This is a genomic window from Micromonospora endophytica (assembly GCF_003236305.1).
In the GTDB taxonomy this organism is placed as follows: domain Bacteria; phylum Actinomycetota; class Actinomycetes; order Mycobacteriales; family Micromonosporaceae; genus Micromonospora; species Micromonospora endophytica.
The window spans coordinates 24,819-38,938 of the sequence record NZ_POTX01000031.1 but is presented as its reverse complement, the minus strand read 5'-3'; the positions used below and the strand labels follow the sequence as shown (position 1 = coordinate 38,938).

The window sequence follows — 14,120 nt, the reverse complement described above, 5'->3', positions numbered from 1 at the left end:
GGGTAGGGTGGGAGCGTTGGTCAGTTTGTCTGGCCGACGTTCCACCCAGAGACCGCTGGTCACCGTGCCTCGGCACGGTCGAAGGTTCCGTGATGACGGGCGACCCGCGCAGGGCGGCAAGCGAACATCGGCAGCATCCCGTGGTCCGCCGACTGCGATGATTGGCCGCCGACCTCGCCCCGTGCGCCCTGCGCCGGGGCTTTTCTGTTGCCGCGATCCTCCGCTCCTGTCGCAGCCTCGCCTGCGACGGTGACCAGCCGCGAAGCAACGAGAGAGGAGGGACATGGCGGACAAGCCGATCCGGGCCGACAAGGCCACGGCTGTTGCTGAGCTGACCGAGAGCTTCCGCAGCGCGGGTGCCACCGTGCTGACCGAGTACCGCGGTCTGACGGTTTCCCAGCTCACCCAGCTGCGGCGCTCGCTCGGTAAGGAGACCAGCTACACGGTCGCCAAGAACACGCTGGCCAAGCGTGCCGCGGCGGACGCGGGCATCTCCGGCCTCGACGAGCTGTTCACCGGTCCTACCGCGCTGACTTTCGTTTCGGGCGACGTCGTCGAGGCGGCGAAGGGTCTTCGTGACTTCGCGAAGGCCAACCCGAAGCTCGTCATCAAGGGTGGCGTCTTCGAGGGCAAGGCCATTTCCGCGGCCGAGGTCACGAAGCTCGCCGACCTGGAGTCCCGCGAGGTGCTGCTGGCCAAGCTGGCCGGCGCGATGAAGGGCAACCTGAGCAAGGCCGCGGCCCTGTTCCAGGCCCCGCTGTCGAAGACCGCCCGCCTGGCGGCCGCTCTTGCGGACAAGCGCGAGAAGGAAGAGGGCGCCGAGGCGGCCTGAGGCTCGCCCGACGCACCACGTTCTTAGATAAACCTTTGAGGAAAGGACGCCAGACATGGCGAAGCTCAGCACCGACGAGCTGCTCGACGCGTTCAAGGAGATGACGCTGATCGAGCTCTCCGAGTTCGTGAAGCAGTTCGAGGAGACCTTCGAGGTCACCGCCGCCGCTCCGGTCGCCGTCGCCGGCCCGGCCGGCCCGGCTGGCCCGGCCGCCGAGGCCGAGCCGGAGAAGGACGAGTTCGACGTCGTCCTCGAGGCCGACGGTGGCAAGAAGATCCAGGTCATCAAGGTCGTCCGTGAGCTGACCGGCCTGGGCCTGAAGGAGGCCAAGGACGCGGTCGAGTCCGCGCCGAAGGCCATCCTGGAGAAGGTCAACAAGGAGACCGCCGAGAAGGCCAAGGCCAAGCTGGAGGGCGAAGGCGCCAAGGTCACCCTCAAGTGATCTGAGCCTCACCTGGCCGCCCCAGCTCGGGTGAGCGGGGGCACAGCACGTCGCGGCGGGCGGCGATCCGGTGCACGGATCGTCGCCCGCCGTGCTCGTGGCGGGCGGCGCGAGCAGGTCGTCGTCGCGCCGGGCGGTCGCCCGCGCCGACGGGGACCGCGCCGCGCGCCGCCAGTCGGAGTCCCGCTCCGCCGGGTGGAAAGAGGTCCGGATGGCGATGCCGCCCTTGACGCGGCCCAGGGCTGCCAGGCACGCTGACATCAGCAAGACCTTCCGCGCTTGCGACGGCCACCGCGTGGGTAGGTGAAGCGGCAGCACCATCGAGCCGCCAGCACCCGAGCGGCCCGGCAGGAACGTTGCGTTCCGAGCGGTCCGGTGTGACCCGGTTGCAGGGTCCCGTGACCAGATCCGCAACGGCCTGCGGGGTGGGCTGGACAGCGGTTAGCCTCTCGGCTACACTGCTAGTTTGCGCTGCCTTCCGACTTGACCCCTGCTCGGAAATGTCCGATTGTGGATATTTCTGGTGGGGTCATTGGAGTGCACGCGTACCAGCCGTTCTGCAGCACCGGTCCTCGGAAGGACGCATCTTGGCAGCTTCCCGCCCTGCGAAGACCAGTCGTACGTCGAGCGCATTCGCTCCCCGCCGAGTTTCCTTCGGCCGGATCACCGAACACCTCGAGGTCCCCAACCTCCTCGCCATTCAGAACGAGTCCTTCGACTGGCTCGTCGGCAACGAGGCTTGGCAGGGCCGGTCGGCGGACGACCCGCACGCACGCTCGGGTCTCGCGGAAATCCTCGACGAAATCAGTCCCATTGAGGACTTCTCCGGCACCATGTCGCTTTCCTTCTCGGCACCGCGCTTCGACGAGGTCAAGGCCTCGATCGAGGAGTGCAAGGAGAAGGATCTCACCTACTGCGCGCCACTCTTCGTGACCGCGGAGTTCACCAACAACACCACCGGCGAGATCAAGAGCCAGACGGTGTTCATGGGTGACTTCCCGATGATGACGCCGAAGGGCACCTTCATCATCAACGGCACCGAGCGGGTGGTGGTCAGCCAGCTCGTCCGTTCGCCTGGCGTCTACTTCGACAAGCAGCCGGACAAGACCTCCGACCGCGATCTGTCCAGCGTCAAGGTCATCCCCAGCCGGGGTGCCTGGCTGGAGTTCGACATCGACAAGCGCGACACGGTCGGCGTACGGATCGACCGTAAGCGGCGGCAGGCCGTCACGGTGCTGCTCAAGGCCGTCGGATGGTCGGCCGAGCAGATCCGTGAGAAGTTCGGTTGGTCCGAGCTGATGATGACCACGCTCGAGAAGGACCACATCGCCGGTCAGGACGAGGCGCTCCTCGACATCTACCGCAAGCTGCGCCCTGGCGAGCCGCCGACCCGCGAGAACGCCCAGACCCTGCTCGACAACCTCTTCTTCAACCCGAAGCGGTACGACGTCGCCAAGGTCGGTCGATACAAGTTCAACAAGAAGCTCGAGCTGAGTGTGCCGATCACCACGGGCACGCTCACCGAGGACGACATCGTCGCCACCGTGGAGTACCTCTGCCGGCTGCACGCCGGTGAGGAGGGCTACGAGGCCGACGACATCGACCACTTCGGCAACCGGCGGCTGCGCACCGTGGGCGAGCTGATCCAGAACCAGGTTCGGGTCGGCCTGTCCCGGATGGAGCGCGTCGTCCGCGAGCGGATGACCACGCAGGACGTCGAGGCGATCACGCCGCAGACCCTGATCAACATCCGCCCGGTGGTGGCCGCGATCCGGGAGTTCTTCGGCACCTCGCAGCTGTCGCAGTTCATGGACCAGACCAACCCGCTGGCGGGCCTGACCCACCGGCGTCGACTGAGCGCGCTCGGTCCGGGTGGTCTGTCCCGGGAGCGGGCCGGCTTCGAGGTCCGTGACGTGCACCCGTCCCACTACGGCCGGATGTGCCCGATCGAGACGCCGGAAGGCCCGAACATCGGCCTGATCGGCGCCCTCTCCACCTTCGCCCGGGTCAACCCGTTCGGCTTCATCGAGACGCCGTACCGGAAGGTCATTGACGGTCGGGTCACCGACCAGATCGACTACCTGACCGCGGACGAGGAGGACCGGTTCGTCAAGGCGCAGGCCAACGCGCCGCTGCGGGCCGACGGCACGTTCGCCGAGGACCGCGTCCTGGTCCGCCGTAAGGGTGGCGAGACCGAGGACGTCGCGCCGGCCGCGGTGGACTACATGGACGTGTCGCCGCGGCAGATGACCTCGGTCGCGACCGCGATGATCCCGTTCCTGGAGCACGACGACGCGAACCGGGCCCTGATGGGCGCGAACATGCAGCGTCAGGCCGTGCCGCTGGTCAAGGCCGAGTCCCCGCTCGTCGGCACCGGCATGGAATACCGTGCCGCCGTCGACGCCGGTGACGTGGTCGTGGCCGAGGTCGGCGGCGTGGTCGAGGACCTCTGCGCCGACTACATCACGGTTCACCAGGACGACGGTCACCGCCGGACGTACCTGCTGCACAAGTTCCGCCGCTCCAACGCCGGCTCCTGCGTCAACCAGAAGCCTGTGGTCTTCGAGGGCGACCGGGTCGAGGCCGGCCAGGTCATCGCCGACGGTCCGTGCACCGACGAGGGCGAGATGGCGCTCGGGCGCAACCTGCTCGTGGCGTTCATGTGCTGGGAGGGCCACAACTACGAGGACGCGATCATCCTGTCGCAGCGCCTCGTGCAGCAGGACGTGCTCACCTCGATCCACATCGAGGAGCACGAGGTCGACGCGCGGGACACCAAGCTCGGCCCGGAGGAGATCACCCGCGACATCCCGAACGTCAGCGAGGAAATGCTCGCCGACCTCGACGAGCGCGGCATCATCCGGATCGGTGCCGAGGTCGTCCCCGGCGACATCCTGGTCGGCAAGGTCACGCCCAAGGGTGAGACCGAGCTGACTCCGGAGGAGCGGCTGCTCCGCGCGATCTTCGGTGAGAAGGCGCGTGAGGTCCGGGACACCTCGCTGAAGGTGCCGCACGGTGAGACCGGCACGGTCATCGGCGTGCGTACCTTCTCCCGCGAGGACGGCGACGAGCTGCCGCCGGGCGTCAACGAGCTGGTCCGGGTCTACGTCGCCCAGAAGCGGAAGATCCAGGACGGCGACAAGCTCGCCGGCCGGCACGGCAACAAGGGCGTCATCTCCAAGATCCTTCCGGTCGAGGACATGCCGTTCCTGGAGGACGGCACCCCCGTCGACATCGTGCTCAACCCGCTGGGTGTGCCGAGCCGGATGAACATCGGCCAGGTGCTGGAGACCCACCTGGGCTGGGTGGCCAAGACGGGCTGGAAGGTCGAGGGCGAAGACGCCGACTGGAAGCGTCAGCTCCAGTCGATCGGTGCGGACACCTCGGAGCCGGACTCCAACGTGGCGACCCCGGTCTTCGACGGTGCCCGCGAGGAGGAGATCTCCGGTCTGCTCGCGTCGACCCTGCCCAACCGGGACGGCAAGCAGCTGATCGGCTCCTCCGGCAAGGCGCAGCTGTTCGACGGTCGCTCCGGCGAGCCGCTGCCGGACCCGATCGCGGTCGGCTACATCTACATCCTGAAGCTGAACCACCTGGTCGACGACAAGATCCACGCGCGGTCGACCGGTCCGTACTCGATGATCACGCAGCAGCCGCTGGGTGGTAAGGCGCAGTTCGGTGGCCAGCGCTTCGGTGAGATGGAGTGCTGGGCGATGCAGGCATACGGTGCCGCGTACGCCCTGCAGGAGCTGCTCACGATCAAGTCCGACGACGTGCTCGGCCGGGTGAAGGTCTACGAGGCCATCGTCAAGGGCGAGAACATCCCAGAGCCGGGCATCCCGGAGTCGTTCAAGGTGTTGCTCAAGGAGCTTCAGTCGCTGTGCCTCAACGTCGAGGTGCTCTCCAGCGACGGTGTGGCCCTGGAGATGCGCGAGACCGACGACGAGGTGTTCCGGGCCGCGGAAGAGCTGGGCATCGACCTTTCCCGGCGTGAGCCGAGCTCGGTCGAGGAAGTGTGACGTGGGGTCTCGGGGCGGGTCACCCCGCCCCGAGGCCGAACCCGATGAGCTGAGCTGCTGACGCAACAAGCGACGTGTGAGGGAATCGAACGTGCTCGACGTCAACTTTTTCGACGAGTTGCGAATTGGGCTGGCGACCGCCGACGACATCCGTCAGTGGTCGCACGGCGAGGTCAAGAAGCCCGAGACGATCAACTACCGCACTCTCAAGCCGGAGAAGGACGGGCTCTTCTGCGAGAAGATCTTCGGTCCGCAGCGTGACTGGGAGTGCTACTGCGGCAAGTACAAGCGGGTCCGCTTCAAGGGCATCATCTGTGAGCGCTGCGGCGTCGAGGTGACCCGCTCGAAGGTTCGCCGTGAGCGGATGGGCCACATCGAGCTCGCCGCCCCGGTGACCCACATCTGGTACTTCAAGGGCGTGCCGAGCCGGCTGGGCTACCTGCTGGACCTCGCCCCCAAGGACCTCGAAAAGATCATCTACTTCGCCTCGTACGTCGTGACGAGCGTGGACGCCGAGTCGCGTCACCGTGACCTCTCGACGATCGAGAACGAGATCCTCGCCGAGAAGCGGCAGTCGGAGAACAGCCGCGACTCGGAGATCGAGAAGCGGGCCGCCAAGCTCGAGGCCGACCTGGCCGAGCTGGAGGCCGAGGGCGCGAAGGCGGACGTCCGGCGCAAGGTCAAGGAGGGCGGAGAGCGCGAGATGCGCCAGATCCGCGACCGGGCCCAGCGCGAGATCGACCGCCTGGACGAGGTGCTTGACACCTTCCGCAAGCTGGAGCCGAAGCAGCTGGTCACCGACGAGCTGCTCTACCGCGAGCTGCGGGACCGGTTCGGCGAGTACTTCACCGGTGGCATGGGCGCCGAGGCGATCAAGGCCCTGGTGCAGAACATGGACCTCGAAGCCGAGGCGGAGAGCCTGCGGGAGACCATCCGTACCGGCAAGGGCCAGCGGAAGATCCGGGCGCTCAAGCGGCTGAAGGTCGTGGCGGCGTTCCAGAACACCCGCAACTCGCCGCTCGGCATGGTGCTGGACTGCGTACCGGTGATCCCGCCGGACCTGCGTCCGATGGTGCAGCTCGACGGTGGCCGCTTCGCCACCAGCGACCTGAACGACCTGTACCGCCGCGTGATCAACCGGAACAACCGGCTCAAGCGGCTGATCGACCTCGGCGCGCCCGAGATCATCGTCAACAACGAGAAGCGGATGCTGCAGGAGGCCGTCGACGCGCTGTTCGACAACGGCCGCCGTGGCCGGCCGGTCACCGGTCCGGGTAACCGTCCGCTGAAGTCGCTCTCCGACATGCTCAAGGGCAAGCAGGGCCGGTTCCGCCAGAACCTGCTCGGCAAGCGCGTCGACTACTCCGGCCGTTCGGTCATCGTGGTCGGCCCGAAGCTCAAGCTGCACCAGTGCGGCCTGCCCAAGCAGATGGCGCTGGAGCTGTTCAAGCCGTTCGTGATGAAGCGGCTGGTCGACCTCAACCACGCGCAGAACATCAAGTCCGCCAAGCGGATGGTCGAGCGGCAGCGGCCGGTCGTGTGGGACGTGCTGGAAGAGGTCATCGGCGAGCACCCGGTGCTGCTCAACCGGGCGCCCACCCTGCACCGACTGGGCATCCAGGCCTTCGAGCCGCAGCTGGTCGAGGGCAAGGCCATCCAGATCCACCCGCTGGTCTGCACCGCGTTCAACGCCGACTTCGACGGTGACCAGATGGCGGTGCACGTGCCGCTCTCCGCCGAGGCACAGGCCGAGGCGCGGATCCTGATGCTGTCGTCGAACAACATCCTCAAGCCGGCCGACGGCAAGCCGGTCACCATGCCCACCCAGGACATGGTCATCGGCCTCTACCACCTCACCCACCTCACCGCCGGTGAGCGCGGGGAGGGCCGGGCGTTCAGCTCGGACGCCGAGGCGCGGATGGCGTACGACAACGGCGAGCTGCACCTCCAGGCACCGGTCAAGATCCGACTGCGCGACGTGGTCGAGGTCGACAACGGTGCCGGCGGCCAGCCGTGGACCGCGCCCGAGGGCTGGGTTCCGGGTGAGCCGCTGACCGTGGAGACCACCCTCGGCCGGGTGCTGTTCAACGAGACGCTGCCGCAGGGCTACCGGTTCGTGAACTACGAGATCCGCAAGGGTCAGCTCTCCGCGATCGTCAACGACCTCGCCGAGCGGTTCCCGAAGGTGGCGCTCGCCGCCACCCTGGACGGGCTCAAGGAGGCCGGTTTCCACTGGGCCACCTGGTCCGGTGTGACCATCGGCATGGAGGACGTCATCGCTCCGCCGCGCAAGCGGGAGATCCTGGAGCGGTACGAGAAGGAAGCCGACCGGATCGACAAGCAGTACCAGCGTGGTCTGATGACCGCCGAGGAGCGTCGCGGCGAACTCATCGAGATCTGGACCAAGGCGACGAACGAGGTCGCCAAGGAGATGGACACCGCGCTGCCGCAGGAGAACCCGCTGTGGAAGATGATCAACTCGGGTGCCCGCGGTAACCTGCTCCAGCTCCGGCAGATCGCGGCGATCCGTGGTCTGGTGGCCAACCCGAAGGGCGAGATCATCCCGCGGCCGATCAAGGCCAGCTACCGGGAGGGTCTGTCCGTGCTGGAGTACTTCATCTCCACGCACGGTGCCCGTAAGGGTCTCGCGGACACCGCCCTGCGTACCGCCGACTCGGGTTACCTGACCCGTCGTCTGGTGGACGTCTCGCAGGACGTCATCATCCGCGAGGAGGACTGCGGTACCGACCGGGCCATCCCGATGCAGATCGGTCAGCAGCTCGACGGTCGGCTGGTGGTGCACGAGCACGCCGAGACCAGCGTGCACGCACGTACGCTCGCCGACGACATCAAGGGGCCGGACGGCACCGTGGTGGCCCACCGGGGGCAGGACATCAACTCCATCGGAGTCGACAAGATCGTCGCCGCCGGGGTCGAGACGGTCCGGGTGCGCAGCGTGCTCACCTGCGAGTCGAAGCTGGGCGTCTGCGGTGCGTGCTACGGCCGTTCGCTGCCGACCGGCAAGATCGTGGACGTCGGCGAGGCGGTCGGCATCATCGCCGCCCAGTCGATCGGTGAGCCGGGTACCCAGCTGACGATGCGTACCTTCCACACCGGTGGCGTCGCGGGTGAGGACATCACCCAGGGTCTGCCGCGTGTCCAGGAAATCTTCGAGGCCCGGATCCCGAAGGGCAAGGCGCCGATCGCCGACACCCCCGGCCGGATCCGGATCGAGGACGGCGAGCGGTCGCGCAAGATCGTCGTGATCCCGGACGACGGCAGCGACGAGATCGTGTACGACAAGATCTCGAAGCGGGTCCGGCTCCGGGCGCACGACGGCGACCACGTCGACGTCGGTGAGAAGCTCACCGAGGGCACCATCGACCCGCACGAGCTGCTGCGCATCCTCGGCCCGCGTGCGGTCCAGGTCCACCTGACCCAGGAGGTCCAGGAGGTCTACCGCTCGCAGGGTGTGCTCATCCACGACAAGCACATCGAGATCATCATCCGCCAGATGCTCAAGCGGGTGACGGTCATCGACTCCGGCTCGACCGAGTTCCTGCCGGGTGTGCTCGTCGACCGGGCGCTGTTCGAGTCGGAGAACCGCCGGCTCGTCGGCGAGGGTGGCGAGCCCGCCGCCGGTCGTCCGGTGCTGATGGGTATCACCAAGGCGTCGCTGGCCACCGACTCCTGGCTCTCGGCGGCCTCCTTCCAGGAGACCACCCGGGTGCTGACCGACGCGGCGATCCACGCCCGTAGTGACTCGCTCATCGGTCTCAAGGAGAACGTGATCATCGGTAAGCTCATCCCGGCCGGTACCGGCATCAGCAAGTACCGCAACGTCCGGGTCGAGCCGACCGAGGAGGCGAAGGCCAAGGTCTACTCGATGACCGGCTACCCGGAGACCGACTACGGCTTCGGGCCGGCCAGCGGCCAGGCGGTGCCGCTGGACGACTTCGACTTCGGGTCGTACCGCTGATCCAGACGCACTGACGACGAGGCCCCCGGCGGATGCCGGGGGCCTCGTCGTCTCGGCGCCGGTGGCACCCCGCCACCCGGTCGTGCCGTTGAAGCCGGGTGGCGGGAAATGGCCCGGCCGCACCGGGCATGATGGAGGTATGACGACCGCCGCCGGAGCCACGCCGGTCGCCTCGCCGTCGGAGCCACCCCGGCATCCACTCGATCCGGATCCGGTTCGCGCCACCAAGGCGCGGGCGGTCTTCGCGCTCGGGCTGATGGGTGCGCTCACCGGTCTGCTGGTCGGGGGAGTGGTGCCGGCCACCGTGGCACTGCTCCTGGCTCGGCAGGCCCGCCGTGAGGCGTACGCGTCGGGGGGTTTCCTCACCGGCGCGGCCTGGCTGCGGCGGGGAGAGAGCCTGGCCTGGACGGGCCTCACACTTGTCGCGGTGACCGTGATCGCCATGGTGGTGGTCGGTGTGATCCGGCTCGCCGAGGTGCCCTACGGCCATGATTACGCGCCGAACGTGGACTGACCGGTCGGGCGCCTGAGCTGATCCACGACGGTAGCCTGACGGTGTCCACCGCACGGTGGTGGTCGCGGCCGATGAGGAGGACCCTGTGACGGAACCGGCGCGTCCCGCGAGCGGCGAGCCCGCTCCACCCCACGCCGGGCCTCCGGGGACCGATACGCCGCGACCGGACGGGTGGGCTTCGCCGTCGCCGGGTGGGGGATTCCCGCCGCCGGGCGGAGCGGGCCCGCCGGCTCCACCCGGGCCGCCGGGCTGGCCGCCCGGCCGGGGCTGGGGAGGCGGCCATCATGCCGCGCCGGCACCGCCGCAGGAGCCTCCCCGCCCGCCGAAGCGGGTGGAGCCCGTGCCGGGTACGCCGTTCGCGATGGTGCATCTGGACGTGCCACCGGTCACCTCGGGGCTGGCGGTCGGCTCGCTGGTCGGCGGGATCATCTCCATCTTGGTGTCGTTCCTGGTCATCTGCTTCGGTGCGGTGGGGGGCGGCGCCGGCGGTGCGTGGGCCGCCGGTGCCTTCGCCGCGCTGGGTGGCCTGACCGGGGCCGGTTCGATAGTCGTCGGGCTGCTGGGCTGGCGCCAGATCCGGCGACCGGCGCCTCCGCCTGCGGTTCGCTTCACCGGTCGTGGTCTCGCGATCGCCGGCATCAGCTGTGGTGGCATCGGGCTGCTGCTGAGTTTGTTGGGCGTCGCGCTGGCGTTGCTGCTGGCGCTGACCTGATCGGCCGAGTGGGCTCCGCTGCAGGGCTGGGCGGGCGGTTTCCGGGAGAGCCGGTACACTTGTTGTCGTAGGTGCCCATCACGGGCGTGTGGAGCTACGGGGCCGGTCGCCGAGGGGTGTGAAGTTCGGCGGGTCTCCCGTTTTGACCTGCGCGGCTATGGTAGGTACTCTTTCCCCTTGTGCCCGGGCCTGCCCGGGCAACTCGTGCGTGCGCTGGATCCGGTTTCCGGAATCCCGGCTGGCACCACGACTGAGCCAGAAGATCCGGCCTGCGGCGACCCGTGTGCCGGTGATAAAAACCCCGGGTCCGCGCGTACGCGTCGGAAACCGGGGCCGTGCGACGGCGACACGCCCGACCGCGGGTGCCGGGACCTCCGCGAGGTGGCCCTGGTCGGAATGTAGGAGAGCCGGTCATCAGGTCGGCTACAGGCAGACGGCGCGGTCGCGACATGCGGCCGAAGGGAGCGGAGAAACCCGGTGCCCACCATTCAGCAGCTGGTCCGAAAGGGCCGCCAGGCGAAGACCACCAAGACCAAGACCCCCGCGCTGAAGGGATCTCCTCAGCGGCGCGGCGTGTGCACCCGCGTGTACACCACAACCCCGAAGAAGCCGAACTCGGCGCTGCGCAAGGTTGCTCGTGTCAAGCTCAGCAGCCAGGTCGAGGTGACCGCCTACATCCCGGGTGTCGGGCACAACCTGCAGGAGCACTCGATCGTGCTCGTCCGCGGCGGTCGGGTGAAGGACCTCCCCGGCGTGCGTTACAAGATCGTCCGCGGCTCGCTGGACACCCAGGGTGTCCGTAACCGCAAGCAGGCGCGCAGCCGTTACGGCGCGAAGAAGGAGAAGAGCTGACATGCCGCGTAAGGGACCCGCTCCGCGGAAGCCGCTGGTCGCTGACCCGGTGTACAACTCGCCGTTGGTTACCCAACTGGTGAACAAGATCCTGCTGCGGGGCAAGCGTCAGCTCGCCGAGCGCATCGTGTACGCCGCCCTGGAGGGCTGCCGCGAGAAGTCCGGCACCGACCCGGTCGTCACCCTCAAGCGGGCGATGGACAACGTCAAGCCGACCCTCGAGGTCCGCAGCCGCCGCGTCGGTGGCGCGACCTACCAGGTGCCGGTCGAGGTCCGCCCGGCCCGGGCGACCACGCTGGGCCTGCGCTGGCTGGTCACGTACTCCCGCGCCCGGCGCGAGAAGACCATGGTCGAGCGGCTGATGAACGAGCTGCTGGACGCGAGCAACGGCCTCGGCGCCGCCGTCAAGCGGCGTGAGGACACCCACAAGATGGCGGAGTCCAACAAGGCCTTCGCGCACTACCGCTGGTAACACCCTGGTCCCGGCGCCCAACCGGCGCCGGGACCGCCACCAGTTGTGTCGAGACGACGATAAGTAGGGATTGAAGTGGCCGCCGCAGACGCGCTCGCCAACGTACGCAACATCGGCATCATGGCGCACATCGATGCCGGTAAGACCACTACCACCGAGCGAATCCTGTTCTACACCGGTATCACGTACAAGATCGGTGAGGTCCACGAGGGCGCTGCCGTCATGGACTGGATGGAGCAGGAGCAGGAGCGCGGTATCACCATCACTTCCGCCGCCACGAAGTGCGAGTGGAAGGGCCACACGATCCAGATCATCGACACGCCCGGCCACGTCGACTTCACGGTCGAGGTGGAGCGGTCGCTGCGGGTGCTGGACGGTGCGGTCGCGGTCTACGACGGCGTGGCCGGCGTGGAGCCGCAGACGGAGAACGTCTGGCGGCAGGCGGACAAGTACAACGTCCCGCGGATGTGCTTCGTCAACAAGCTCGACCGCACCGGCGCGGACTTCTTCCGCTGCGTGCAGATGATGATCGACCGGCTGAACGCCACTCCGCTGGTGCTCCAGATCCCGATCGGCGCCGAGAGCGACTTCATCGGCGTGGTCGACCTGGTCGAGATGCGTGCCCTCACCTGGCGTGGCGAGACCCAGAAGGGTGAGGACTACGCGGTCGAGGAGATCCCGGCCGAGCTGGCCGACTCCGCCGCCGAGTGGCGCGAGAAGCTGATGGAGACCCTCGCCGACGTCGACGACTCGGTGATGGAGAAGTACCTGGAGGGCGAGGAGATCTCCGTCGAGGAGATCAAGGCCGCCATCCGTCGGGCCACCATCGGCGGCAAGGCCAACCCGGTCCTCACCGGCACCGCGTTCAAGAACAAGGGCATCCAGCCGATGCTGGACGCGGTCGTCGCGTACCTGCCGTCGCCGCTGGACATCCCGGCGATCGAGGGCACCGCCACCGACGGTGAGACCCCGCTGCTGCGTAAGCCGGCGGTGTCCGAGCCGTTCTCCGGCCTGGCCTTCAAGATCCAGACGGACAAGCACCTCGGCAAGCTCACCTACGTCCGGATCTACTCCGGCACGCTCGAGTCCGGCTCCCAGGTGGTCAACTCCACCAAGGACCGCAAGGAGCGGATCGGCAAGATCTACCAGATGCACGCCAACAAGCGGGAAGAGCGCGGCTCGGCCCAGGCTGGCGACATCATCGCGGTGCAGGGTCTCAAGCAGACCACCACCGGTGACACCCTGTGCGACCCGGCGAACCCGGTCATCCTGGAGTCGATGACCTTCCCGGAGCCGGTCATCGAGGTCGCCATCGAGCCGAAGACCAAGGCCGACCAGGAGAAGCTCAGCACCGCCATCCAGCGGCTGGCCGAGGAGGACCCGACCTTCCGCGTCAAGCTGGACGACCAGACCGGTCAGACGGTCATCTCCGGCATGGGCGAGCTGCACCTGGACATCCTGGTCGACCGGATGCGCCGCGAGTTCAACGTCGAGGCGAACATCGGTAAGCCGCAGGTGGCGTACCGCGAGACCATCCGCCGCAAGGTGGAGAAGATCGAGTACACCCACAAGAAGCAGACCGGTGGTTCCGGCCAGTACGCCCGGGTGATCGTCAGCCTGGAGCCGCTGCCGCTGGGTAACGACGCCCCGACGTACGAGTTCGCCAACGCCGTCACCGGTGGCCGCATCCCCCGGGAGTTCATCCCGTCGGTGGACGCGGGTGCCCAGGACGCCATGCAGTACGGCATTCTCGCCGGCTTCCCGCTGGTGGGTGTCAAGCTGACGCTGCTGGACGGCCAGTACCACGAGGTCGACTCGTCGGAAATGGCATTCAAGATCGCCGGCTCGATGGTGATGAAGGACGCGGCCCGCAAGGCCGATCCGGCGTTGCTCGAGCCGATGATGGCCGTTGAGGTCACCACTCCTGAGGAGAACATGGGTGACGTCATCGGCGACCTCAACTCCCGCCGCGGCATCATCCAGGCGATGGAGGAGCGCAGCGGCGCCCGTGTCGTCCGGGCTCTGGTGCCGTTGTCGGAGATGTTCGGCTACGTCGGCGACCTGCGGTCGAAGACCCAGGGCCGGGCTAGCTACAGCATGCAGTTCGACTCCTACGCCGAGGTCCCGTCCTCGGTCGCCAAGGAGATCATCGCCAAGGCGACGGGTGAGTGACGCTCACCTGAGCTGATCCGAGGTGGTCGCGGGAGGATTCCCCGACTGCGACCACCTCGGTCGGATTGTGTGAATTCCGGGCCTGTAGGCTTCATCGCCGCAGAACCCACAAAAGCTCTCCGGCCC

Annotated in this window: 9 protein-coding genes; all 9 read left to right on the top strand. The window is 67.8% G+C overall.

From position 1 onward, the window contains the following. The first annotated feature begins 283 nt into the window (after positions 1 to 283). The 9 genes from rplJ to fusA all read left to right on the top strand — a co-directional run bounded on the left by rplJ (position 284) and on the right by fusA (position 13,994). Positions 284 to 832: a 50S ribosomal protein L10 gene (gene rplJ, locus C1I93_RS07420; RefSeq protein WP_111242479.1), complete on the top strand. Its 549-nt coding sequence runs from the start codon at positions 284 to 286 to the stop codon at positions 830 to 832. A gap of 55 nt (positions 833 to 887) precedes the next feature. Then, positions 888 to 1,274, top strand: coding sequence for a 50S ribosomal protein L7/L12 (gene rplL / locus C1I93_RS07415; protein ID WP_111242478.1), 387 nt, complete (start codon positions 888 to 890; stop codon positions 1,272 to 1,274). Positions 1,275 to 1,861: 587 nt separating this feature from the next. After that, positions 1,862 to 5,293, top strand: a complete 3,432-nt coding sequence (gene rpoB, locus C1I93_RS07405; protein ID WP_111242476.1) for a DNA-directed RNA polymerase subunit beta — start codon at positions 1,862 to 1,864, stop codon at positions 5,291 to 5,293. Between the two features lie 91 nt (positions 5,294 to 5,384). After that, positions 5,385 to 9,272, top strand: coding sequence for a DNA-directed RNA polymerase subunit beta' (locus C1I93_RS07400; RefSeq protein ID WP_111242475.1), 3,888 nt, complete (start codon positions 5,385 to 5,387; stop codon positions 9,270 to 9,272). 139 nt (positions 9,273 to 9,411) lie between these two features. Continuing rightward, positions 9,412 to 9,786, top strand: coding sequence for a hypothetical protein (locus tag C1I93_RS07395; RefSeq protein ID WP_111242474.1), 375 nt, complete (start codon positions 9,412 to 9,414; stop codon positions 9,784 to 9,786). Positions 9,787 to 10,126: 340 nt separating this feature from the next. Next, positions 10,127 to 10,498 carry a hypothetical protein gene (locus C1I93_RS07390; RefSeq protein WP_111242481.1) on the top strand — a complete coding sequence of 124 codons (372 nt, stop codon included), beginning with the start codon at positions 10,127 to 10,129 and terminating at the stop codon, positions 10,496 to 10,498. A 477-nt stretch (positions 10,499 to 10,975) separates the two neighbouring features. Further along, on the top strand, positions 10,976 to 11,350 hold the full coding sequence (gene rpsL, locus C1I93_RS07385; protein ID WP_013735958.1) for a 30S ribosomal protein S12: 375 nt from the start codon (positions 10,976 to 10,978) through the stop codon (positions 11,348 to 11,350). A gap of 1 nt (position 11,351) precedes the next feature. Then, complete coding sequence (gene rpsG, locus C1I93_RS07380) at positions 11,352 to 11,822, top strand: 30S ribosomal protein S7 (protein ID WP_013735957.1); 471 nt, start codon at positions 11,352 to 11,354, stop codon at positions 11,820 to 11,822. Positions 11,823 to 11,897: 75 nt separating this feature from the next. After that, the gene (fusA, locus tag C1I93_RS07375) at positions 11,898 to 13,994 is read left to right on the top strand and encodes an elongation factor G (RefSeq protein ID WP_111242473.1); all 2,097 of its coding nucleotides are present in this window, start codon (positions 11,898 to 11,900) and stop codon (positions 13,992 to 13,994) included. Positions 13,995 to 14,120: the final 126 nt, after the last annotated feature.